Origin of the sequence: Marininema mesophilum, assembly GCF_900106775.1 — a bacterium.
GTDB lineage: Bacteria > Bacillota > Bacilli > Thermoactinomycetales > DSM-45169 > Marininema > Marininema mesophilum.
In genome coordinates this window covers 14,125-37,463 of record NZ_FNNQ01000005.1, presented here as the reverse complement: position 1 = coordinate 37,463, position 23,339 = coordinate 14,125, and the positions used below count along the sequence as shown (strand labels likewise).

Annotated in this window: 19 protein-coding genes, 1 pseudogene and 1 riboswitch; of the genes and pseudogenes, 13 read left to right on the top strand and 7 right to left on the bottom strand. The window is 44.5% G+C overall.

Annotated features, from left to right (window positions below; translation table 11 throughout):
* The first annotated feature begins 46 nt into the window (after positions 1 to 46).
* A riboswitch (FMN riboswitch) is annotated at positions 47 to 182 on the top strand.
* Between the two features lie 158 nt (positions 183 to 340).
* Positions 341 to 916 carry an ECF transporter S component gene (locus tag BLV90_RS06150; RefSeq protein WP_091737903.1) on the top strand — a complete coding sequence of 192 codons (576 nt, stop codon included), beginning with the start codon at positions 341 to 343 and terminating at the stop codon, positions 914 to 916.
* Positions 917 to 1,285: 369 nt separating this feature from the next.
* On the opposite strand, the gene BLV90_RS06145 is transcribed toward BLV90_RS06150, so the two are convergent.
* From BLV90_RS06145 to ectA, 3 genes are read right to left on the bottom strand one after another with little or no spacing between them, the layout of a single operon-like run.
* Positions 1,286 to 1,669 carry an ectoine synthase gene (locus BLV90_RS06145; RefSeq protein WP_091737900.1) on the bottom strand — a complete coding sequence of 128 codons (384 nt, stop codon included), beginning with the start codon at positions 1,667 to 1,669 and terminating at the stop codon, positions 1,286 to 1,288.
* A gap of 33 nt (positions 1,670 to 1,702) precedes the next feature.
* Positions 1,703 to 2,983, bottom strand: coding sequence for a diaminobutyrate--2-oxoglutarate transaminase (gene ectB / locus BLV90_RS06140; RefSeq protein ID WP_425433865.1), 1,281 nt, complete (start codon positions 2,981 to 2,983; stop codon positions 1,703 to 1,705).
* Between the two features lie 3 nt (positions 2,984 to 2,986).
* Complete coding sequence (gene ectA, locus BLV90_RS06135; protein WP_342707307.1) at positions 2,987 to 3,619, bottom strand: diaminobutyrate acetyltransferase; 633 nt, start codon at positions 3,617 to 3,619, stop codon at positions 2,987 to 2,989.
* A 462-nt stretch (positions 3,620 to 4,081) separates the two neighbouring features.
* Here ectA and ehuB point away from each other — a divergent pair, with 462 nt between their 5' ends.
* Genes ehuB through ehuA form a run of 4 tightly spaced genes read left to right on the top strand, consistent with a single transcriptional unit; the run spans position 4,082 to position 7,151 of the window.
* Positions 4,082 to 4,936 (top strand): ectoine/hydroxyectoine ABC transporter substrate-binding protein EhuB, encoded by an 855-nt coding sequence (gene ehuB, locus BLV90_RS06130; RefSeq protein ID WP_245726270.1) that lies wholly within the window; start codon positions 4,082 to 4,084, stop codon positions 4,934 to 4,936.
* A 51-nt stretch (positions 4,937 to 4,987) separates the two neighbouring features.
* Positions 4,988 to 5,617, top strand: a complete 630-nt coding sequence (ehuC, locus tag BLV90_RS06125) for an ectoine/hydroxyectoine ABC transporter permease subunit EhuC (protein WP_342707306.1) — start codon at positions 4,988 to 4,990, stop codon at positions 5,615 to 5,617.
* 3 nt (positions 5,618 to 5,620) lie between these two features.
* Complete coding sequence (ehuD, locus tag BLV90_RS06120; protein WP_091737888.1) at positions 5,621 to 6,277, top strand: ectoine/hydroxyectoine ABC transporter permease subunit EhuD; 657 nt, start codon at positions 5,621 to 5,623, stop codon at positions 6,275 to 6,277.
* Positions 6,278 to 6,314: 37 nt separating this feature from the next.
* Positions 6,315 to 7,151, top strand: coding sequence for an ectoine/hydroxyectoine ABC transporter ATP-binding protein EhuA (gene ehuA, locus BLV90_RS06115; RefSeq protein ID WP_091737885.1), 837 nt, complete (start codon positions 6,315 to 6,317; stop codon positions 7,149 to 7,151).
* 109 nt (positions 7,152 to 7,260) lie between these two features.
* Here the strand turns inward: ehuA and BLV90_RS06110 are convergent, their stop codons facing one another.
* Entirely contained in the window at positions 7,261 to 8,889 is a 1,629-nt protein-coding gene (locus BLV90_RS06110; protein WP_091737881.1) for a PucR family transcriptional regulator, read from the bottom strand.
* A gap of 182 nt (positions 8,890 to 9,071) precedes the next feature.
* Here BLV90_RS06110 and BLV90_RS06105 point away from each other — a divergent pair, with 182 nt between their 5' ends.
* Together BLV90_RS06105 and BLV90_RS06100 are read left to right on the top strand one after the other, a co-directional pair.
* A complete protein-coding gene (locus BLV90_RS06105; protein WP_091737878.1) occupies positions 9,072 to 10,292 on the top strand; it encodes a M24 family metallopeptidase in 1,221 nt (406 codons plus the stop codon).
* Positions 10,293 to 10,345: 53 nt separating this feature from the next.
* On the top strand, positions 10,346 to 11,551 hold the full coding sequence (locus BLV90_RS06100) for a cystathionine gamma-synthase family protein (RefSeq protein ID WP_091737875.1): 1,206 nt from the start codon (positions 10,346 to 10,348) through the stop codon (positions 11,549 to 11,551).
* A 95-nt stretch (positions 11,552 to 11,646) separates the two neighbouring features.
* On the opposite strand, the gene BLV90_RS06095 is transcribed toward BLV90_RS06100, so the two are convergent.
* A complete protein-coding gene (locus BLV90_RS06095; RefSeq protein WP_245726269.1) occupies positions 11,647 to 12,450 on the bottom strand; it encodes an N-acetylmuramoyl-L-alanine amidase in 804 nt (267 codons plus the stop codon).
* A gap of 165 nt (positions 12,451 to 12,615) precedes the next feature.
* On the opposite strand from BLV90_RS06095, the gene BLV90_RS06090 reads away from it, so the two are divergent.
* From BLV90_RS06090 to BLV90_RS06060, 6 genes and pseudogenes are all read left to right on the top strand, one after another.
* On the top strand, positions 12,616 to 12,819 hold the full coding sequence (locus tag BLV90_RS06090; protein ID WP_091737872.1) for a hypothetical protein: 204 nt from the start codon (positions 12,616 to 12,618) through the stop codon (positions 12,817 to 12,819).
* Between the two features lie 237 nt (positions 12,820 to 13,056).
* A complete protein-coding gene (locus BLV90_RS06085; RefSeq protein WP_091737869.1) occupies positions 13,057 to 14,997 on the top strand; it encodes a BglG family transcription antiterminator in 1,941 nt (646 codons plus the stop codon).
* Between the two features lie 7 nt (positions 14,998 to 15,004).
* Positions 15,005 to 16,905: pseudogene (locus BLV90_RS06080) on the top strand (fructose-specific PTS transporter subunit EIIC).
* Positions 16,906 to 17,126: 221 nt separating this feature from the next.
* Positions 17,127 to 17,405, top strand: a complete 279-nt coding sequence (locus tag BLV90_RS06070; protein ID WP_091737860.1) for a hypothetical protein — start codon at positions 17,127 to 17,129, stop codon at positions 17,403 to 17,405.
* Between the two features lie 129 nt (positions 17,406 to 17,534).
* Positions 17,535 to 18,845, top strand: coding sequence for an MDR family MFS transporter (locus tag BLV90_RS06065; RefSeq protein ID WP_091737856.1), 1,311 nt, complete (start codon positions 17,535 to 17,537; stop codon positions 18,843 to 18,845).
* Positions 18,846 to 19,255: 410 nt separating this feature from the next.
* Positions 19,256 to 21,499 (top strand): immune inhibitor A domain-containing protein, encoded by a 2,244-nt coding sequence (locus tag BLV90_RS06060; RefSeq protein ID WP_245726279.1) that lies wholly within the window; start codon positions 19,256 to 19,258, stop codon positions 21,497 to 21,499.
* A gap of 60 nt (positions 21,500 to 21,559) precedes the next feature.
* Here the strand turns inward: BLV90_RS06060 and BLV90_RS16165 are convergent, their stop codons facing one another.
* Both BLV90_RS16165 and BLV90_RS06055 read right to left on the bottom strand, forming a co-directional pair.
* Entirely contained in the window at positions 21,560 to 21,697 is a 138-nt protein-coding gene (locus BLV90_RS16165; protein WP_177167922.1) for a hypothetical protein, read from the bottom strand.
* A complete protein-coding gene (locus BLV90_RS06055; RefSeq protein ID WP_143035005.1) occupies positions 21,684 to 23,009 on the bottom strand; it encodes a helix-turn-helix transcriptional regulator in 1,326 nt (441 codons plus the stop codon). The genes BLV90_RS16165 and BLV90_RS06055 overlap by 14 nt, the downstream gene beginning before the upstream one ends.
* Between the last annotated feature and the right edge of the window lie 330 nt (positions 23,010 to 23,339).

The window sequence follows — 23,339 nt, the reverse complement described above, 5'->3', positions numbered from 1 at the left end:
CAAACGGTTGATTGCCCAGTACAATGGATTTAAATGAATAATGTTTTCAATCCTTCGGGGCAGGGTGTAATTCCCGACCGGCGGTGATGGTACCTTGATTACCTCAGTCCGTGACCCGCTTATGCGGTTGACCTGGTGAAACTCTGGGACCGACAGTATAGTCTGGATGGGAGAAGGATGACACGTACGCGTGTGGATGCAAGGGGTCTGTGTACAAAGGCTGACCTTTATTTGCAAGTGTCCAATTAGAAAAAACCCGAAGGAAGGCATCTTTGCCTTTTTTCGGGTTTTTCGCTGTACGGCGTCATCAGAACACATAAGGACAAAGGAGTGTTCTCTGATGACGAAACAAGGTTCAACAATGAAGTTAACCACCGTTTCTATTTTGGCTGGCATTGCGTTTCTCATGCAGTATTTAAATTTTCCGCTACCGATGTTCCCTCCCTTTTTAAAAGTAGACTTTAGCGAATTACCTGCCTTAGCGGCGGGGTTGGTGTTTGGTCCTCTGACAGGAATACTGGTGGAATTTCTCAAAAATCTGTTGCACTATTTGTTTAGCGGTAGTGAGACAGGGATTCCTATTGGTCAAATGGCTAACTTTCTAGCAGGAAGTATCTTTGTGGTTACAACGGTTCTCATTACAAGGAGAATCCAAGGGATCAAAGGGTTGATCGTTGGTTTTACAGCAGCCTCTCTTCTGATGGCTGTGATCATGAGTGTGGCCAACTACTGGGTCATCCTACCTGCTTACACGATTCTGCTGAATATGCCGATACAGGGACATGGAAAATCATCGTTAGTACTTTATGGTATCGGTCCTTTTAACCTGGTAAAGGGTGTTTTAACTGCTTTGGTGTTTATTCCCCTTTATGAACGGATAAAGGGAAGACTCAGTCTCCCTAAAGTGGCGCCATGATCATCACCGACCGTACACTAGTGGTCGGTTTTTTGTCCCTTCTTAATAAAAGGTGAAGATAATCCCAGCGATCAGCATGATATAGCCAATAACGGGAAGCACGAGGGGGATGCGATGCAAGTATTTTCACCTCTTTCCTATGGAAGTGTTCATAATAGTTAAGACGTATGAGATAGAACAAAGCTTGCAAAAAACCGCACCTTAATTTTTAGGTGCGGTTTTGCTTGCAAGCTTAACGTGCTATAGCAGATGTGGCCATGGAAAAGAGTGAAATGTTGCCAGAGCACTTCTTGTTCTTAGTAGTTCCATATTGAAAATTTGCTTGATCATTCATTTGAATGGTCTGTATATCTCCAATGAATACCTTCCTTAGTCGAGTAGAGGGTATGCACCATCTTCGTCATGAGTTTCACGCCCTGTACAAGGCGGATTAAAGACACAAATGAGACGTAGCTCAGTCTTTGCGCGCAATTGATGACGCTCATGGCCATTTAACGTGTAAATCGTACCATCCTTGATGGGATATACCGTTTCATCATCAAGGGTTTCGATTTCTCCTTCACCTTGGACGCAATAGACTGCCTCGATATGGTTCTTATACCACATGTTTGTGGTGGTACCCGCTTTAATAATCGTTTCATGCATCGAGAATCCGACATTATCCTTCTTCAGGAGAAAGCGACGGCTTTCCCAGGTTTCCCCCTTGACTACGTTTTCTGTTCCGATCAGGTCTGCTAGATGTTTGACGATCATGATGTGTTCATCCTTTCTTCGTTACATTATTTTTTAGCGGGTTTCTTTTGCTATTTGGATCGATTCATCTAAGATGGCGAGTCCTTTATTAAGACCTTCATCATCAATGATGAGAGGTGGCATCACCTTGATTACTTCACTGTCAGAACCTGAGGTTTCCATAATCAAGCCTCGTTCAAAGGCGATGGCACATACCTTTTCTGCGAAACCTTTGCGTCCAAATGCAATTCCTTGCATCAATCCACGTCCCCGTACTTCCGGTTCGGTGTCAGGGTGCTTGGCTGTCATCGAGGATAACGAGCGTTGGATGATCTCTCCTTTACGAAGAGTTTCACAGGTGAGTTCATCGGTTTCCCAGTAGGATAAAGCTTCTGTGGAAGCGACAAAAGCCAAGTTATGACCACGGAAAGTACCATTATGCTCACCAGGAGCCCATTGATCCAGTTTGGGCTTAATCAATGTGAGGGCGAAGGGAAGACCATACCCCCCAATGGATTTGGAGAGACAGATAATATCTGGTTGGATGCCCGCTTCTTCAAAGCTGAAGAAGGGTCCTGTGCGACCGCATCCCACCTGTACGTCGTCGACAATCAATAGGATGTCCCTCTGACGACAGATTGCTTCTACCCTTTGAAGCCAATGATTACTGGCTACATTAATGCCACCTTCCCCTTGCAATGTCTCTAGGATGATGGCAGCAGGCATATCGAGTCCACTACCTTCATCATCCAGATAGTGTTCAAGGAGGCTAAGGGAATCTACATCCTCATGATAATTGTCATAGGGCATGGAAACGGCATGGTGAAGAGGAACGCCAGCGCCATGCCGTTTAAATGAATTCCCTGTGACAGAGAGTGCTCCCAGTGTCATTCCATGAAAGCCTTTGGTGAAGCTAACCACGGTTTGGCGGCCAGTTACCTTTCGAGCCAACTTCAATGCGCTCTCTACGGAGTTGGCACCTGTTGGCCCTGGGAACATCACTTTATATTCCATTTCGCGTGGAGCGAGGATAACGTCTTGAAATTTTTTTAAGAAATTTTCCTTTGCAACTGTGGCCATATCCAGGCTATGAACCACATGGTCGTCGGTAAGATAGTCGATCAGTTTTCGTTTGATGCGCGGGTTGTTGTGACCATAATTTAAAGCCCCTGCACCGGCGAAGAAGTCGATAAATTCACGACCTTGTACATCCCAGAGCTTATACCCGCGGGCTTTATCAAAAATGGTTGGAAAGCTACGGCAGTAACTCCGTACTTCCGATTCCAGGGTTTCAAATGTGCTCATATCTGTTGTCACTTCGGTGATAGTAGTCAAGTTTCAATAAACCTCCTCGGTGGTTTCAATAGGGCCGATCCGGTAAGTCCATTCCGATTCATGCCCCTCATCCGGAAATAATTCTTCTGGAAAACAGACAGAAGTATCACAGTTGGTACGAATGTCTCTGGCCAATCCTTCAAACAAAGATTGCGATGCGTTATTAGAAGGGGAGATGGTCGCTTCCAAATAGCGTACATTCGCACACGCATCCCGGGCGAGAAGGTCCCTTAGAAGAGATTTGGCAAGTCCTTTCCCACGCTGGGAGTGATCGACAGCTACTTGCCATACGAAGATCACATCTGGAGACTCTGGTTGTATAAAAGCCGATACAAAACCAACGACGCCGCGATCCCCCTGTTCTTCTGCTATGACACAGGTGTCAGCAAAATACTTACACAACATGAGATAGCTGTAGCTGGAGTTTAAATCTAATACACCAGTTTCTTTGATCAATTGCCAGATTGCTGTTCCGTCTTCTTCGGTTGGTTTACGAAAGGTGACTGCTTGATTACCTGGGTGACGATATTTTTTGACTGTAGCTTTCGATCTCAGTGAATCATCTGTTTTTATTGGAGATGGACCCCGTCGATCGTTGATGGCTAGATCACCGTCCTTATATAATAAAAATATCAACAAAACTATACGTCTTTTATCGTAACGTGAATGAAGACATCCGTCGAAAGTACTGTACCGGCTCAGGATACTCTTAAACATGACAAGACTGGATCTGAACAACTTAGGGCTGATATTCGAACATATTCTGTGGATAGATACGAATCTGATCATAATCAGACAAAAGGAGAATTCAGGGTATAATACCCAGTATAATCTTCTATTTCCCTTAATATTGATTGATGGAAGGACAAGGGCTCCTTTTCATTAGTCTATATTTTATAGGGGAAAATAGGTTTCATTCTAGGGTTTTTGTGAAAGAAAAGAAAGGATAGGGGATTTTTTCAAGTTTATTTCAGGTATTATCTAGGTATGGGGGGAGGCATATGATAAAATAAAAAAATCCAATGATTACTATCGAAAATTGAATCATTTTAAAGGAGGCGAAAGTTCATTTTAAAGTTTAAGAAAGTGGCTTTTTCATTGGTAGCACTTATTTTCCTTGTAACAGGTTGTGGGAGACTTCAGTTTTTCTCATCAGGTGAATCGGCTCTTCAGCAGGCGAAGGATAAGAAGAGTGTGGTCATTGGATTTGCCAATGAAAAACCCTATGCCTATCAGGAAAATGGCAAGGTGACAGGAGAAGCGGTGGAGATTGCGAAGAAAATTTTTAAGAAACAGGGTATTACCAACATTAAGCCTGTGCTAGCTGACTTTGGCTCCCTGATTCCTGGTTTGAAAGCAGGTCGCTTTGATGTGATTACAGCAGGGATGTATATTACGCCTGAACGTTGTAAGCAAGTAACGTTTGCAAATCCAGAATACAACATTGGAGAAGGGTTGGCAGTACAGAAAGGGAATCCCAAAAACATACACAGCTATGAAGATATAGCGAAAAAACCAGATTCCACAATCGCAGTAATGAAAGGAGCGATTGAGGAGTCCTATATGAAAGATGTAGGCGTGAAGAAGAGTCAGATTACGATTGTGCCAGATCAACCTACGGCAGTATCTCTTCTGGATTCTGGACGTGTTGATGGAGTGACGATGACTGGCCCTTCATTGCTTGCCATACTTAAGTCAGCCAATGCGAAAAATGTCTCCGTGGTAAAGGATTTCAAGCAACCGATCATCGATGGGAAAGAAGTGCGGGGGATTGGTGCTGCCGCATTCCGCCCAGAGGATAAAGATTTTGTGAAAATCTATAACAAAGGTCTTGCTGAACTGAAAAAATCCAATGAGCTGTATGAGACGATTCACCCCTTTGGATTTACCAAAGCAGATCTACCAGGGGACGAAAAGGCAACAGAGATTTGTAAGCAACCTCAACCGAAATAACAATATACCCGTGGAGAGGATGGGATTGGGATCGAGATCCATCTTGAAATATTGAAAAATCTACTTTCAGGAGCAGTTCCTACGATACAACTCACCCTGTTGGGAGCGGCTTTAGCATTTCTGCTTTCTTTTCTGGGGGGGTTTGGTCGTTTGTCCCGTTTTACTGCTGTCCGTGGAGTGTCAGGATTCATCGTTGAATTTTTTCGGGGAACGTCCCTATTAGTTCAACTATTTTGGTTGTTTTATGTACTTCCCTTTATGGGGATTCGCCTAGAGTCAGGGATGGTAGGACTCTTAGCCCTTGGGTTCAATTATGGTGCGTATGGTTCCGAGGTGGTACGCAGTGCTATCCTTTCAGTGCCCCAAGGACAACATGAGGCTGGGATTTCACTAAATATGACGTCACTTCAACGGATGCGCTATATCATCCTCCCCCAGGCATTTCGTACGATGATCCCTTCCTTCGGCAATCTGTTGATCGAATTGTTAAAGGGAACCGCTTTAGTATCCTTGGTTACCATCCCAGAGATGACCTTTGAAGCATTGGCGATGCGAACCAATGATGCGCAGTATACCTTAGAGATTTTCGGATGGTTACTCGTGATTTATTTTGCCATTTCTTATCCACTAACCATGCTGATGCGCTGGACTGAACGTCGATTTTCACTAGGGAGGTTATAAACAGTGGTCTGGGATTGGAAATATGCCCTCGATATATTACCTGGGCTCTTAGAAGTTGCCCCTGTTACGATATTAGCCACCCTAGGTGCTTTTGCTGTAGCTCTGATTTTAGGGTTAGGTTTGGCTTTTGCCCGTCGCTCAACCAATCGTTTACTGTCAGGGGTGACCCATGCTGTCGTTGAATTTATCCGTTCAACCCCCCCCTTTGTTCAACTCTTTTTTCTCTTCTTTGTCATGCCTCAATTTGGGGTGACGATGAGTGCATTGATGACAGGGATTTTAGGACTTGGAATTCATTACAGCACGTTCCTATCTGAGGTGTATCGAGCGGGGATTGATTCAGTGGAAAAGGGTCAGTGGGAGGCTGCTACGGCTCTTAATTTTACCCCCCGGCAAAAATGGATGCGGATCATCCTACCTCAGGCTATCCGCCCGATCATTCCGGTAATGGGCAATTACTTGATCACCTTATTTAAAGAAACACCGATGTTACTCGGGATTACCGTAGTGGAGATGTTGAGTCAAGCTCAGATTATTGGTTCCCAGAGCTTTCGCTATACAGAACCAGTTACGCTCGTAGGGATCTTCTTCCTCGTCTTAAGCTATGGAGCTTCGCTCCTCGTAAAGCGGCTGGAGATTCGCTTGAACGTCCATCGTTGATAAAACCAATCAGGGAGTATACAGGAGGAGTGATTACGTGAGTGGTTCAGAAGTGATTGAGCGGCCTGATACAGAGGCTCCAATCGAGGGGAAAGAGCCGATTGTCCGTTTTGAAAAAATCAGCAAGTCCTTTGGTGAACTGGATGTCCTAAAGGAGGTCGATCTTGATCTTTATCCAGGGGAACGCGTAGCTATCATTGGACCCAGTGGTTCAGGGAAAACTACCATGGCCCGCCTGTTGATGACCTTGGAGGAACCTACGGATGGATATATTGAGGTAGATGGGCGACAGTTATGGCACAAGGAAGTCAATGGAGAATTAGTCAAGGCAAATGAAAAGCACTTACATGAGGTGCGGGGAGATATCGGCATGGTCTTTCAGCACTTTCATCTCTTCCCCCATATGACAGTACTGAAAAACCTGATGGAAGCGCCAATTAAAGTAAAGGGTCAAACAAAAGCAAAAGCCCGAGAAGAGGCTCTTGCTATGCTGGAAAAGGTGGGAATGGTCGATTTTGCTGATCAATACCCTGCTCGCCTCTCTGGTGGTCAACAGCAACGGGTAGCCATTGCCCGAGCATTGGTGATGCATCCTAAGGTAATGCTCTTTGACGAACCCACCTCTGCGTTGGATCCAGAAACAGTAGGTGAAGTGCTCGAGGTGATCAAAGAGATTGCCAAGGACCGGGAAATGGCAATGATGCTGATCACCCATGAAATGAGTTTCGCTCGGGATATTGCTGATCGGATCGCTTTCTTCGATGAGGGAAAGATACAAGAACAAGGTCCTCCTGCGAAGCTTCTAAATAACCCAGAAACAGAACGTCTCGGTGAGTTTTTAAATCGTTTTGGGATCGATGGGAATCATGGTTAAGAAAAATATGGATCGTGCATAGATCGTTGTTAAGTGTTCTATGATCACTTTTAAAAGAAGGATGGGGCTTAGTAGCCTCTCCTTCTTTTTATTTGACGAGGTCTTTTGATCACTCTACTTCTCCTCTGCTTTGCCACAGTTTAATAGAGAGTTGGAGCAAAAAAAGATCGTCGGGGTTAAATAGAGATCGACCTGTAAGCGATTCAATTTTACGTAGACGGTAAAGGAGAGATTGACGATGCAGGTTCATCTCGCGGGCGGTTTGACTTACATTCATTTGATTGCGGAGATAGGCGTTAAAGGTAGTGATTAAGTTAATGCCTCGTTTTCGACTATAATCAAGTAGGTGATGCATGGTGGAATTCGTTATTTCTTGTATTTCAGGGTGTTCAGCAAGCTGATCAAGGGCGCGATATAAGCCGGTATCCATGTAAAAGCTACGCCGTCCTATTCCCTTTTGGCGACGTCCCATGGTAAGGGCAGAGTGAGCGGCGAGATATCCTTCACGAAAGGAGAAAACGCCTGCTCGATTTTCACCAATTCCCCAAGAGATAGGAAGATTTGGGAAACGCTCATGAAGACGGCTTTCTAAGAGATCGAGGAAGCTTTGGACACGTAGTATGACTTGAGTGGGTTCAGTATGGAGATAGATAACGAATTGATCCAACTGTAAGGTAGTCAGTATCTGTACACTTAGCATTCGGGCTGTGATGTGAATTTCTTCTGTTACATGGGAAAGTTCGGGGTGAGTAGAGGATGATGCTGTACATGCTGAGATTTCAGGGGAACCAAGGATACAAACATAGGGGAGGGATAAATCATAGCCAAGGGCCTCTGCCTGAGGTGCGGCGATCTCCATCGAAGGAATTTCTCCCTTTGCTAGATTCCAGAGAAAGTCGCTACGTAAGCGTAATTCAGTTTCAAAAGCAACGGATGCTTGTAAAAAACAGAGGGCAGCTGCGGTAGCCGCATGTTCAAGAAATATATGATCTTTTTTTTGCAAGAAGGGCTTTGAAGCTTGTGTATGGGGGAGTTGGAGCCAGAGGGAACCTTGGCGTTTTCGTGCAGAATAAATCGGTATCTCAACTAAGCAATTTTTATCGGTGTGATACTGTGCCCAGTCTCCCTGACTTCGTGTATGGAGTTTGGTTTTAGGTAAACTTGTACAATGCTCTGCGAGGCGGTTGGTTTGTGGACTACTCCCGCATACTTCCCCTTGTTGATTCGCGAAAAGAGCAGGATATGAGAGTTTTCGATAGATAACCGAAGCTAGCGAAGTCAAGTTGGCTCCTTGCAGGATCAACTGTAACAATTCCTCTTGGGTCTCCTTGGAGTAGATGGTCCATTGGTCTTGTTGATGATCGAGGGCTCGGAGAACCTTATGGATGATATAAGAAAAACGGATCCCCCAGGGCAATTCAATGAGGGGGATATGCTGTTCACGGGCTAACTGGATCGCCTCCTCAGGGATGCTCATCAAATGACGACCAGTTGCAACAGCGAGGGCAGTTGCCCCCGTTTGTATGAGGTCCCGCAAAAATCCTGTGAATAGGGAGGGATCCTTCCCACATCCAACAGCCGTACTGAGCACCAATTCCCCTGGACGGACAAAATTTTCTACAGGAATTTCGATGACGGAAACCCATTCGACTACATTATCCATGGAAGTATCGGGGGTTAATACCCTTGCTTCCTTCATGATATCCCATTGTAGTATCTCACGAATGGAGAGTGGCATCGAATCACCTCCCCTTTAGATGGAGCGCTTCGGAAGAGAGGATGCTTGTTAACGGATTATACTTCAATAAAATGATGAAAAGTTCCTTCGTATCTTTATACAGAATGTCAGTTGTGAACCCACCCTTCTCGTCGATAAGATGAAAGCAACCCTAGGAATCAAGGGGAAAGGGGGATGGGAAGATGCTAAAGGATTTACCTTTTTCCCTCATAGAATATGGGGATCGGATTCGGAAGACGAAGGAGCAGATGATTGAGCAGGGGGTGGAGGTACTTTTGCTCGCTGACCCTGCCAATATGTATTATCTGTCTGGATATGACGGTTGGTCCTTTTATGTTCCCCAGCTTTTGGTGATTATTTTAGATGAAGAACAACCCATTTGGATCGGACGCAAACAAGATGTCAATGGAGCAAAATTAACGGTATGGTTCCATCCAGATCGGATCCTTTCATATCCAGAATGTTATATCCATGCGGATGAACGTCATCCGATGGATTATATTGCGTACATTCTTAAAATGATTGGTCAGGGATCACGGCGAATCGGGGTAGAGATGGATGCCTACTATTTTACGGCTCGCTCCTTTGCATCTCTACAGAAGAATCTGCCTAATGCCACCTTTATCGATGCGGGGTTACTTGTGAATCGTTTGCGGATGATCAAGTCGAGCCAGGAGATCGAATATATGAAACAGGCAGGGAGAATTGCGGAGCGAGCGATGTTGACAGCGATGGAAACGATTGCAGCAGGGGTCAGGGAGTGTGATGCAGCAGCGGCGATTAGTCATGCGCAGATCAGTGGATTAGCGGATTGTGGAGGTGATTACCCAGCAATCGTTCCCTTATTGCCTGCAGGTGAGAAAAGCTGTACCCCTCACCTCACCTGGACAGAGCGTCGTTATTGCTCAGAAGAAGCAGTGATCGTCGAATTGGCAGGGTGTTATCGTCGTTATCATACCCCCTTTGCACGAACGGCGGTGATTGGTCCACCCTCCCCTCCGATTAGAGAATTAGGAGAAGTGGTGGCTGAAGGGCTCAATGCGGCGTTAAATGTTGTGGCACCTGGAGTTACCTGTGCCGAGGTGGCGGAGGCTTGGCAACGAACAATACAGCGAAGGGGATATGAAAAGGAATCCCGGTTGGGCTACTCTGTCGGACTGAGTTACCCGCCAGACTGGGGTGAACATACAGCGAGTATCCGCGCAGAGGATCACACCATTCTCCAACCGAACATGACCTTTCATCTCATCCCAGGGATGTGGTTAGAGGAATACGGCGTGGAACTTTCTGAAACCTTTCGGGTGACAGAGGCGGGATGTGAACTCTTTTCCCATTTTTCACGAGAGTTGATTCAACGACCGGCTATTCCCAATATCGTGTCTCCATTTGAGGATGGTGCGTAGTAAGCGGATCGGTAAATTCGGGGATGGGGTAGTGAAACAGGAGGAGGGGTCTAATGAAAGAGTTACGTGGGTGGGAGAGAATGATAGGGACCCAAACGGTCTGGGGAGGCGAGGAGGAGTATCTTCTTCAAGGATCAACACAAGTGCCGGTTGTTCATAGTGTCTCCTTCGGATATAAGGATATCGATGAGTGGCATGAGGTCGCTTTGGGAAAGAGAGAGGGACATATCTATGGTCGCAATACCAATCCCACGGTGCATGTATTTGAAGAGAAGGTACGCTTATTAGAAAAGGCAGAGGCAGCGACCAGTTTTGCGACAGGAATGGCTGCGATTAGTGGAACGTTGTTTACCCTATTGTCCCCAGGAGACCGCGTAGTTTCGATCAAAGATACCTATGGGGGTACTCACCAAATCTTTCGTGAGTTTTTGCCGCGTTTTCACATTGATGTGAAATTAACTGAAACACATGATCATGAAGCGTTGGAAGAAGAAATCGCAAAGGGATGTCAGGTTCTCTACTTAGAAACCCCTACAAATCCTACCTTGAAAGTATTGGACATCGCGCGACTTAGTCGAGCGGCGAAGAAGGTAGGGGCGACAGTGGTTGTTGATAATACCTTTGCAACACCGATTAATCAACATCCTCTTGGACTAGGTGCCGACTTAGTGATCCATAGTGCAACTAAATTCCTTGGCGGACATGCGGATGCTCTGGGCGGAGTAGTGTGTGGATCGGAAGAGCTAGTAAAGAAGATCTACCACTACCGAGAAATAAATGGAGCAACACTGGACCCCATGGCAGCTTATCTGCTTCTGCGGGGGATGAAAACCCTTCATCTGCGCATCCGTCAGCAAAATCAAAGTGCACTTAGAATCGCTCACATCCTTTCTCAACATCCACTGATCGATGCAGTGTATTACCCAGGGTTACCCGATCATCCCCATCATGATATCGCGGTGAAACAGATGAGTGGATTTGGTGGGGTCATGAGTTTTGCTCTTAAAGGTGGGATTACCGCGATTCGTCGGTTCCTCCCACAACTGACCCATGCGCATTGTGCCGCTAATTTAGGAGCAGTAGAGACGGTAGCAGGGCCTCCCCGTACAACAAGTCACGTGGAGTGTACAGAGGAAGAGAGAAGGGAGATGGGGATTCCGGAAGGGCTGATTCGTTACTCCGTTGGGATCGAGGAGACAGAGGATTTATTGCAAGACTTAACTCAGGCTTTGGAACTAACGGGGGATGTATGTAGTTAGGGCTTGGTGCTTGGTACCAACAAGAGCAGGAAAGGTTGTCCACCTTCCATGTGAAAAAAAGGTCTTCCATCGAAGGCCTTTTTGTTGAGCTTGGATCAATCAGTGAGAATATAAGCATCATCGATACCGATGGCTTTGACTTCAGCAAGTCTTGCTTCAGCATTTTCACGATGGGAGAAGGCACCTGCTTGTACACGGTAACGGGTGTTTCCATCTACGTTTGCCCTGATAATGAAAGCTTCGATACCCTTCTCTTCAAGAAACGCTTGACGACTTTTGGCTCCGGTCACGTAGGAGAAGGAGCCAGCGATTACTCGATAAAGGGTAACCATATGGTTTTTTTCACGAAGGGATAGAGCCTTAGCTATTCCAATTGCAATCGATTTTGCGAGATCATCCGTGAAAGTACTGCTACGGAGGAGAGCGAGATCTGCTGAGGTGTCGATAAACAGATTTTCCAACAAAATGGCTGGCATATCAGCTTCCCTTAGAACGTGAAAATTGGCTTCTTTTTTACCACGATCCTTGACGTTATATTTAGAATGGATCGCCTCGATCACCGTGGAATGAATCGTTTTTTGTGCATTGATAGTGAAATTGGAAACGCTTCCATTGTAGATGTAACTTTCCCAGCCGCTTCCTCCGCCTGAATTGATGTGGATGGAGCAAAAGTAATCCCCGTTATTCGCATTGGCATAGTTGGTGCGTTCTGAAAGGCTGACGGTTTTATCTGTGGTTCGTGTCATGAGGATCGTCACCTCATAATGATCCTGAAGATAATCCCGTACCTTTAAACTGATGGTAAGGGTGAAATCCTTTTCCTTGTAACTACCGTTGACGGCACCCGAGTCTGCTCCCCCATGCCCAGGGTCTAAAATCAGCTTCGTCAGATAGATCACCTCTACTATTAATCTATGAAAATACAATATGAAAGGTTCGGGCGACCTAAGGAGATAGAGAGAAGCATTTGTTTTTAAATTGTTTTAGCCAAATGTGGACACAAAGGTCATTCCTGCTGCGAATAATAGAATAAGAAGTATTTCGCGGCAGGAAAGAAGGTGCAGATGATAACGAAACTACGGGCGAAGTTTGTCGCTGTGGGAATCGCAGTAATATTATTTGCGATTCAAAACCATGTTAATGCAGCTCCATCCAATCAAAAAAATAAACCACTTTCATCTGATACCTATACAAATGCGAGCCCAGAGCCGTTGAAAGTCGCGGTGAAGAAAGTGGCTCAGCTTCTGTTTTCCAAAGTGAATGGATAAGAAAATTTTCCATTTCTTGATTTCGTGACAACCTCTCGTTTTTTACATAGGATGGGGTGAGGGAGTAAGGACTCAGTGGGGTCGCCTAATTGGCGGCCTTTTTTGCTGGAAAAATTAAGATATTCAAGAGGTGCCAGAAGTTACGGTAATGAATTAAAATATTCGCTACAATGGTCTATGCTATGATCAAATAAGAAAACGAAAACGTTTTCATTCACACAGGTGGTGATCGATGGTATGAATTCACGTAGGATTCAACTGATCCAGCACCTGAACCATGCGAATGAGCCTGTTTCAGTTCGTTTCATCGCCGAGGAAATCGGCTGTTCAGAGAAGACCGTGCGAAATGACCTCCACATGGTGCGGCAGTATTTGCAGGGTAAAGGTCTCACCCTTACGATGCGCCCCGGTGTGGGGGTGTATCTTACCGGAAGCACGATGGATAAAGAGCGCGTATTGCTTGAGTTGAAGGGTGCGGATTCACATGATCTGGAGAAATGTGATCGAAGGGGACGAAAACTTCGCTTGACTCACTTGCTTCTTGACGAAGATAATCCGCTTACTCTCGCATTTCTGGCAAAGAAGCTCTATATCAGTAAAGGGTCTGTACATGCGGATCTTAATCGGATAGAGCCATGGTTTTTGAAACATGGATTGACCATTGTGCGTAAACCCAACGTGGGGATCAGGGTAGAAGGGGAAGAAAAAGCGCGCAGATTGGCCATGTCTCATTTGATGAGAGAAGAGGTGGTAATGGAGGAAGGTCTTCCGACAAGGGAAGAATTGGGTCATATGAAGGATGAGATTTATCACCTTGAGCGAAAATTTACCCTCACTTATACCGAAGAGGGAGTAGCCAATTTGGCTATCCATTTGTCCGTTGCAATGCGTCGTGTACGCCAATATCAGCAGGTGGATATGATGAAAGATGAATTGGCCTTCCTACAGGAGCAAAAGGAGTATCGCTATGGAGAATACCTTGCCCGCCGTATAGAGAAACGGTATGCGCTCCATTTACCTGAATCTGAGGTAGGGTATATCACGATTCACCTCCTGAGTGCAAAGCTTCGGCAATCAAGTAAAGAACGTGACTTTAGTACTGTACAAGAGCGAGTCGATGCGGATGCATGGGAGCTTGCGACGACCATGGTAAACCGGCTTAGTGAGGTATTAGATCAACCACTAAAGCTGGATGAATCCTTATTAACAGGGCTTGCCCTTCATCTTCAATCTGCGCTCTATCGACTACGTTACGGTCTTGGATTGGATAATCCGCTTTTGGCGGAAATTGAACAAAATTATCGTTTTCTCTATGAAATGATTCTCTCTTTGCTTCTAGAGTGGGAGCAAGAGAGAGGTGTCAGGTTTAGCGCAGCAGAGGCAGGGTTTCTCACCCTTCATTTTCAAGCTGCCTTGGAGCGAATCTTACGGATGACCAAGCGCTGGCGTGTCTTGATAATCTGTGCTTCAGGTATGGGGACGTCACAGTTGATACAGGCGAAACTGGAACGACTCTTTCCTGAGATCGAAGTGGTGGATACAATTGCTTCCCACGAACTAAATTGCGTATGGTCTCGTGGTTGTGCTGATTTTGTGATCAGTACAGTACCCTTGAATCAGGTAGAGGGACGCCCAATAATCCAAGTAAGCCCCTTTTTAACACGGGAGGAGCACGAACGCTTACGTGGATTTTTGGATGGGTACCCTTTAATAAATTCAGGTGGATTACCTTCACCCTTGGGAGAGCTACTTTCGGAAGAACGAATATTTTTGCAGATTGAAATGACCGAACGAGACGAATTGCTTCGTGTATTGGCGGATTCCTTAGACCACGCAGGAATAGTGGACAAGGAGTATGTGGACAGTGTCCTAAAACGGGAGCAACTCTCCTCTACTACTATCGGAGTAGGGATTGCCATCCCCCACGGTGCTCTACGCCACATTCAACGTTCAGGGATTGCAGTTGCTACATTGAAAAATCCGCTGGATTGGGGCGGAGAGCCTGTCGATATCATCTTCCTCCTTGCCTTGCACCCAGAGGAAGGTGAACGTACACAAAGGATCTTTCGTGAATTAGTCGATCTAACCGGGGACCCCGTCCTATTAGAAAAATTGCGGGGCTTGCGAGATTCCTATGTATGGCTTGAACAACTGAAAAGAAAAAACGATGAGAGGTGAACGACTCGTGAAATTACTAGCAGTGACTTCCTGTCCCAATGGGATTGCCCATACGTATATGGCGGCTCAAAAGCTCGTTAAAACAGCGGAAGAGAGTGATATGGGGATTGAGGTCCAGGTTGAAACCCAAGGCTCTATTGGAGTGGAGAATGAATTAACCCTTGAGGAGATTCAGAGTGCAGATGGAATCATCCTTGCAGTAGATAAAGTTGTAGATATGGATCGTTTCCACGGCAAAAAAGTATTACAATGTTCTGTTGCGGATGCGATCCGTAAACCAGAAGAGCTTTTCCAACGATTTGTCGAAGGAAATGTACCCGTTTATGAGACGCAAAAAGAGCGCCACCAAGATGAAGGAAAAAAGAATACGGGGCAAAATGTTTTTTACCGCTCATTGATGAATGGTGTTTCCTTTATGATTCCCTTTGTTGTGATAGGCGGTCTTCTCATCGCCCTCTCGCTAGGGATTGGAGGAGAGCCGACAGCTAAAGGAATGGTTGTACCGAAAGATTCAATCTGGAATTCCATATTTCTTGTAGGAAAGGCTTCTTTTACCTTTATGGTTCCGATCCTGGCCGGGTATATCGCGGTTAGTATAGCCGATCGTCCGGGACTGGCCCCGGGGATAATTGGTGGTTATATTGCAGCGACGGGTAGCTTTTACGGATCGGAAGCAGGTGCCGGTTTTATTGGTGGGATTATAGCGGGTTTCCTCGCCGGATATATTGCAAAATGGATTAAATCGATCAGAGTTCCTAAGATGATTCAGCCTATTATGCCTATCCTAGTGATTCCGTTGATTACCTCTGTCGTTGTAGCTATTCTATTTATCTTTGTACTAGGAGCTCCTATAGCATCCTTGATGAATGGATTGACTGGATTTTTGGAGAGTATGCAAGGAACGAGTAAGATTCTCCTCGCCTTAATCTTAGGGGCGATGATCGCCTTTGATATGGGTGGACCGGTCAATAAAGTGGCATTCCTATTCGGCGCAGCAATGATTGGTGAAGGACAAACGTTTATCATGGGAGCACTTGCCGTCTCCATCTGTATCCCACCATTAGGGATGGGTCTTGCCACCTTATTGGCGAAGCGTAAATATGGTGAATCAGAACAGGAAGCAGGTAAAGCGGCTCTCGCTATGAGCTTGGTCGGTATTACTGAAGGGGCGATTCCCTTTGCAGCAGGGGACCCCTTGCGTGTCATTCCCAGTATCATGGTGGGATCGATGACAGGCTCTATGATCGCGATGCTATCGGGTGTTACCGATCATGTTCCACATGGTGGGCCAATCGTTGCATTAGTGCAAGCTGTGGGTAATGTTCCCATGTTTTTTGTTGCTATCCTTGTGGGTTCACTTGTGACAGCTTTCATGGTCAACGCACTAAAAAAGCCCGTGGTGAATGAATAATGTTATCTAGAGAAAAGTAGGTAGAGAAAAAGAGGTGTTAAGAAGTGAAACTCTCTGATTTGTTGACGGAGGATCTGATGGTGCTGGAGCTTGAAGGTGCCAATCGGGAAGAGGTAATGGAAGAACTACTTAATCGATTGGACGCTACTCAGGCTCTGAGTGATCGCGAAACGTTTAAAAAAGATCTCTATGATCGGGAGAAACATGGTAGCACAGGGATCGGTTCCGGTATTGCTATTCCCCATGGTAAGTCAGATGGGGTGAAGGAACCACGGGTCGCCTTTGGCCGTAAGAAATCCGGTGTAAATTGGGATAGCCTTGATGGAGAGCCGGCTAATCTGATATTTATGATTGCTGTTCCTAAAGAGAAAGCAGGAGATGATCATCTGCGTATTCTCCAGGCACTTTCACGCATGTTAATCGATGATGATTTTCGTACCAATCTATTGGCCGCTGATTCTAAAGAAGAAGTGACGGAATTGATTATTGCCGTGTAAATAAAACTATGGGAGCTATTGCGGCTAGAGAGTTAGTTCCCACTCTTTTTATGGTGGTTAGTAATCTAGTATAACGATTGATATTTTATATAATTTGAGACCGATGTTTTTTTATTCTTGGCCGGGGTAGTGAAGAAAAAAATCAATATGGGATTGACGGTAAAATAGCTTTCCGATAGAATGATGGTTAACTAATAACATGAACGGAGGTGAAAGGGACTATGAAAACGTGGATTAAGGATACGGAAATGAACGCTATCGCCATGGGCAAAAACATCATTACCACCATTGCATGCAACCTCCAAGGGGCACGTTTATCTGCATGGACGTTCTCTGCTGTTGTATTGCTCTCGCAAGTAGCGGCAGTTATCGTAGTTGCTGTTACCAAAGGTTGCATCAACCTGGCATTCCATGGAGTACGTATGTCTCGATTCGGCATTCCTGCGTCCATTTTTTCATGGCTGGATCCCTTTCCCGACCCATCATCGGCATCGCCGTGATAAACCAATCTGGTTTTTCGCGAAGCCGGAAAAAGGGCCTTGGGCAGGTATCCTGCCTAGGGCCCTTTTTGTTGTTCTTCTTTAAAAAAGATTTACTTAGATATTCGTGGTAGAAATGGAGAGAAAATTATGCGTTTGCGTGATTGGGATCGTAATTTAAAGGTCCGTTTATTCGGTGAAGGTTTGTTTAACGTTCTCTTTTGGATGTTCTTTCCCTTCATGGCTGTTTACTTTTCAGATGCATTCGGTAAGGGAATGGCAGGTTTTTTACTTGTTTTATCGCAAGTGTTTGGTGTGGTGACTAACCTAATCGGAGGCTGGTGTGCGGATCGCTTTGGGCGTAGGCGTATGATGCTTATTGCCGCGATAGGAGAAGGGGTTTGTTTCTTAGTATTTGCCTTTGCTAACTCCCCATGGTTGGAATCACCGATCACCAGCTTTATAGCTTTCTCCGCTTTAGGGATATTCGGTTCACTGTATTTGCCAGCTTGTCATGCGATGATCGCTGATTTAGTAGAACCGAAGCATCGCAATGAAGTGTTTGCTGTTTTTTATACGGCGATGAATCTGTCCGTTGTGATTGGCCCGATATTAGGAGGAATGTTCTTCTTTAAATATCGGTTTGGATTGCTTTTGTTTGCCGCAGGGTCTTCATTGTTGCTGGTCTACTTAATTGCCAACTTTATTCGTGAGACAGTTCCACATCATGAAGAAGAGGAAAAAGTGGCAATTAAGGAGTTGGGCTGGAAAGGGTTTATGATCGATCAACTAAAGGATTATCGTGTGATTGCACGTGATATAAACTTTTTGCTATTTATCGTGGGAGGCATACTAATTGCCCAAACCTTTATGCAGTTAGACTTGGCTGTCGCTGTGTATGTAACCGAGGCAATCCCGGTTCAACAGCTCTTTTCATTAGGAATATGGAATGTTCAAGCAGGGGGAGCCACCTTCTTTGGATGGTTGGTCGCATTCAATGGTTTTCTGGTTGTATTATTTACTGTCTGGATCAATCGTTGGGTGATCCGCTTTCGGCCAGGGCATGTATTTATCGCTTCGGCACTCTTATATGCCGTTTCGATGATGATGTTTGGAAGTTCCACCGGTCTTTGGGTGGCAATCGGTGCGATTGTCGTATTAAGCTTTGCAGAGCTGTTGACTGTTGGGTTGCAGGAGAGCTTTGTGTCGGAACTGGCACCTGAACATATGCGAGGCCAGTACTTCGCTGCAGCCAGTTTACGCTATACCCTTGGCCGTACTTTTGCTCCAGCAGCCATCCCTTTGGCAGCTTGGGTAGGGTATACATGGATGTTTATTATCCTTGCAGGAATTACCTGTGTGGGTGCATGGGTATACCATATCCTCTTCCGTCGGTTGGATCGTGGTGAAGTAATTCACACGAAGAAACAAATAACAGGTGAAGCACTGAAACAAGCTTAAGCAACAGACAACAAGATGGGCGCCAATGACCAGAATTCACCGGTCATTGGCGCTCATCTATTATTTTTAACATAAAAACAAATGTTTATCTATGGGACAAAAGTACTATTCACCCAGATAAAACTCTTTGTTCGAGTCGTATTTAAGAAAGGTTGTCTATATTGGTTTTTCATAAAAAAAGAGAGCCGTCTGGTTGCTGGTGCAGTAGTTATATAAGTTTCGAAAGGATAGTTAAGCGAAAAATATAGACCTTTTGGCCTAAAGGAATCTCATTCTTATTTGTCGAATCTAATACATCGCAGGAATAGGGAGAGTGAGCGAGAGGTTCATCCAATCGGTTGATCCCCAAAATCCTAATTGTAGGATAACTCAATATATTTGAACGGGAAAGGATGATGGACTTGTTCAAGATGGGCAAAGTGACGGTAGGGTTACTGTCAGCAGCTCTCGTAGTGAGTGCTGTGACACTAACTCCTATGGCGTTGGCGGAGAAAAAGACATCCACCATCAGTAATAAGATTAATCAGGCAGCTGGTAAAGTCGATATGGCGAACGTCGACATCGAGCGTCTGGGCAAAGCTCTTATCAAACAGGGTAAAATAAAAAAGGGAATGACCCGTGCTCAAGTAGAGCAGGCAGTACGTCAGTATGTACAAGCGCGTTCCATACCACAAGGGATCGATACTTCGAGCTCTTTTGGGAAAAAAGCGAAAAAAGGTCTAACTGGAGTACGTGCGGCCAATGCTGAGAAGGCTGGCGAAGGTAAGATCAAGAAGACATCAGGCGTTCATACAGATAATATCGCTATGGCACTGGTTGAATTCCCCGATAATACTCATAATTCAATTAAAGAAGAAAAAGGCTCTTTGTATACCAAAGACTTTAGTCAGTCCCATTACGAAAAAATGCTCTTTTCTTCCAAATATGAAACTCCTGAGGGCCTCAAACTCCTCACGATGAAGAAGTATTACAATGAACAATCAAATGGAAGCTGGAACGTCAGTGGTACAGTAACCCCTTGGTTGAAAGCCAAAGAGAATGCTTCCTTCTATGGTGGCAACAATGGTGACAACGACAAAGCTCCTCGTGAACTTGTCGCTGAAACCCTGGATAACATCGGGAATGCGATCAAAGGTAATGAAGCTAAATACGATCAACGCGATCCGTATGACAAAGATGGCGACAAAAATGTCATGGAACCGGATGGTATGCTCGATAACCTGATGGTTGTTCACGCTGGTATCGGTGAAGAAGCAGGTGGCGGCAAGCAAGGTGCGGACGCAATCTGGTCTCATCGTTGGACATTGAAAACGCCTACAGCAATTCCCGGTACAAAGCTGAAAGCATACGACTACATGATTCAACCGGAAGATGGGGCATCGGGTGTATTCTCTCACGAGTATGGCCACAATCTGGGCTTGCCGGATCTGTATGACACCACTTATGGTGGACAAGGTTCTCCTGTAGGTTCTTGGTCTGTCATGTCCGGTGGTAGCTGGAATGGTAAAGTGGCGGGTACTGAGCCTGTAGGTTTTGATCCGTGGTCCAAGTTGTACTTACAAACTACCTATGGTGGTAGCTGGTCTCATCCAAATGAAATCAACGTCAAAGATATTGGTAGTCGCGGTAAAGATGTGAAATTAAACGAAGCAGTCAGCAAAGACCTTTTCGGTAAAACCTTGAAGATCAATCTGCCTGATGTGGAGAAAAAAGCTCCGACTAAGCCTAAAACTGGGAAGAAGTCTTACTACTCCACAACGGGTGACAACTGGAATACCAAGATGACCTCGAACACCATTGATCTCTCTGGTGCTAAGAAAGCAGAACTTTCCTTTGATTCTTGGCGTAAAATCGAAACAGGTTATGATTCCCTTACAATCAATGCAATCGATGAGAAGGGTGATAAAAAGGAAGTTAAAACATACGATGATGATACCGAAGGCCAGTGGAAAAGCGAGACTATCGACCTCTCTGCTTTCGCTGGTAAGAAGATCAAATTGGAGTTCAACTATGTAACCGATGGTGGCCTTTCCCTCGATGGTTTCTATGTGGACAACATTGTTGTAAACGCGGATGGTAAAAAAGTTCTCGAAGATGGTGCTGAAGGAAAGTCTCAGTTTAAACTGTCTGGTTTCAAAGTATTTGACGGCTCTGGTACAATGCACCCAAACTACTATCTCGTAGAATGGCGCACCCTAAACAGCGTAGATAAGGGTCTGAAATATCTTCGCCGTGGTAACAGCTTCATAAAATACGATCCAGGTGCAGTTATCTGGTACTATGATGGTCGCTACAACGAAAACAACACCAGCCAGCATCCAGGTTTTGGTCAAATTGGTGTAGTGGATGCTCACCAGCAGTTGAAATATTGGAACAACGACTATACCAAAGTAGCCTCTGATCGTTACCTCTTGAACGACGCAGCATTTGGTCTAAACCGCACCACACCAGTCAACATCAAAGACTTCGGTGAACTTGGAGATCTGAAGGCACCTAGCTATGCAGGCGTCTCCACCTTCAAAGACACCAAAAACTACTCCGAACCAGGTGCAGGTTCCGTCGGTAAAATCTTGCCGAAATTAGGTCTGCAAATCAAGGTGAAGAGTGAAAGTAATGATGGTAAGAAAGCTGTAATCAACATTAGTAAGAAGTAAGTTAAGTAAGAAAGAACTAACCCCGTAGCCAGTAAGGCTACGGGGTTAGTTTTGATTTTTTTAACTACTCCCAGGTAGTGAGGTATCGTTACTTCCATTTGCAACAACTTTTGTTTCTAGCTTATCTGGGCCAAAGGCTACTGGAGTACAGGCAAATACAATGATGGCAATGATGATAAGGAATCTACTCTTCTTCAAAAATGTCAGCCTCCCCATTTTTTAAGTCAATTTGTGTTTTATATATATTCAGCAGAGACTTCTCGAATTCCTTCTGGTCAGTATTTTTATAACATTGTGAGAGACGGAAGTGTAGTTTGTTTTCAGCTTTTTTGTAATTGAATTTTTGAGCTAGTTGCAAAGCCCGTTGATAGTAGGGAATTGCTTCTTTGCTATTTTGACTATCTTTCAAAAAATCACCCATAACTCGCAGAGCATATGTAAGTTTTGGAGCATCATCATGTTTTTCTGCATTAGTTATAGCCTGTAAAAATAAATCTTGTGCTTCGCTTTGTTTTTCCTGTTGAGTATGAAGGATCCCAAGCCAAATGTAAGTATCAGTTAAAACTACATCATTCTTAACGAGATCTTGGGATGCTAGAGCGGTATTAAAGCAAATTTCAGCCTTATCCCATTGTCCTAGTGAAGTATTTAGGCTACCTAATATAGTTAACATGTCAAATAGGCATCGGTAGTGTTTGTTGATCCTTGCTAGTTCTAATCCTTCTTTGGCATACTGGATGGCTTCTTCTATCATCCCCGTTTTTCGTAAGAGGTCTGCACGTGTTGAATAAAACGTTAATGTCGTTTCTATATCACTACATTGATTCATATCTCCCCAAACATCTTGAAGAACCTTTAAGCCTTCGACAAATTTTCCTAGACGTTCGAGGAATACAGCTTTATTTCTTATAAGGATATATTTTACGTAATTACGTCCTGCATTTTCGTTAAATGTATCTAAACCGCTATTAGCGAACTCTAAAGCTTTCTCCATTTCATTCTGTGCATAACAACACATGCTCAAATCTAGAAAGGAAGAGGCTTCAATGTTGTCTTTGTTACCATTCTGACTACTTATGCTTATTGCTGCTGCATAGTATCTCTCAGCTCTCTTCCAATTCTTCATGCGTAAATAAGCTTTACCTCGTAGATATTGAACTAGCGACGCATATGGATGACTATCATCAAAAGCAATATCATCCATTTTTGCTAACACTTCTTTGGGCTTTTCCAAATCAATCATCATCTCAATTAAGGATAAATTAAATTTCAAATCTTCTAGTTCTTTCTCATGATCCAATAGGATGCCAGGTACCTCACTCATACTCAATCCCAATTTTTCAACTAAGTAATAGACCTTCGATGTATTAACATGGGTTATACCTCGCTCGATGTTACTGATAGTAGCTGGAGAGATATTTTCATCTGCCAAATCTTCCAGGCGAAGACCTTTGGATTTCCGTACTCTTCTTATAGCTTCACCTACATCTTTAATTTTTGAAGGCTCCACAACGACACCCCTCCACAAATAGTAGTTATTCGACCTTATTCTACACTAGAATTACTGATTTTGGGAATAGTTGATTTCTTATTATTTCAAATTTAGATTCAAACTTATTTTGCTGTAGTAGTATTCTATTTCCATTTACGTGGCTTTTGTGGGGAGGTATTCATTAGATGGTAGATAAGTTAAGTAGATATAATAAAAAATATGTCTAATTAAAAAATATTTTGTTTATAGGAAATTAATTCAAGGTTTTATTAGCAAGGGTTTTAGTTTTTGTGTCATACAGTAGCTTTTATCAAAGAGAAAAGTGAATGAATAATAAACAACTTTCTT

Excerpts from the sequence above, each read along its gene's own strand:
- BLV90_RS06145 (WP_091737900.1), bottom strand. The coding sequence starts at position 1,669 with ATGATCGTCAAACATCTAGCAGACCTGATCGGAACAGAAAACGTAGTC.
- BLV90_RS06110 (WP_091737881.1), bottom strand. The coding sequence starts at position 8,889 with ATGCCACTCTCCATTCGTGAGATACTACAATGGGATATCATGAAGGAA.
- BLV90_RS06085 (WP_091737869.1), top strand. The coding sequence starts at position 13,057 with ATGAATTCACGTAGGATTCAACTGATCCAGCACCTGAACCATGCGAAT.
- BLV90_RS06100 (WP_091737875.1), top strand. The coding sequence starts at position 10,346 with ATGAAAGAGTTACGTGGGTGGGAGAGAATGATAGGGACCCAAACGGTC.
- BLV90_RS06070 (WP_091737860.1), top strand. The coding sequence starts at position 17,127 with ATGAAAACGTGGATTAAGGATACGGAAATGAACGCTATCGCCATGGGC.
- BLV90_RS06065 (WP_091737856.1), top strand. The coding sequence starts at position 17,535 with ATGCGTTTGCGTGATTGGGATCGTAATTTAAAGGTCCGTTTATTCGGT.
- BLV90_RS06105 (WP_091737878.1), top strand. The coding sequence starts at position 9,072 with ATGCTAAAGGATTTACCTTTTTCCCTCATAGAATATGGGGATCGGATT.
- BLV90_RS06090 (WP_091737872.1), top strand. The coding sequence starts at position 12,616 with ATGATAACGAAACTACGGGCGAAGTTTGTCGCTGTGGGAATCGCAGTA.
- BLV90_RS06150 (WP_091737903.1), top strand. The coding sequence starts at position 341 with ATGACGAAACAAGGTTCAACAATGAAGTTAACCACCGTTTCTATTTTG.
- BLV90_RS06060 (WP_245726279.1), top strand. The coding sequence starts at position 19,256 with ATGGGCAAAGTGACGGTAGGGTTACTGTCAGCAGCTCTCGTAGTGAGT.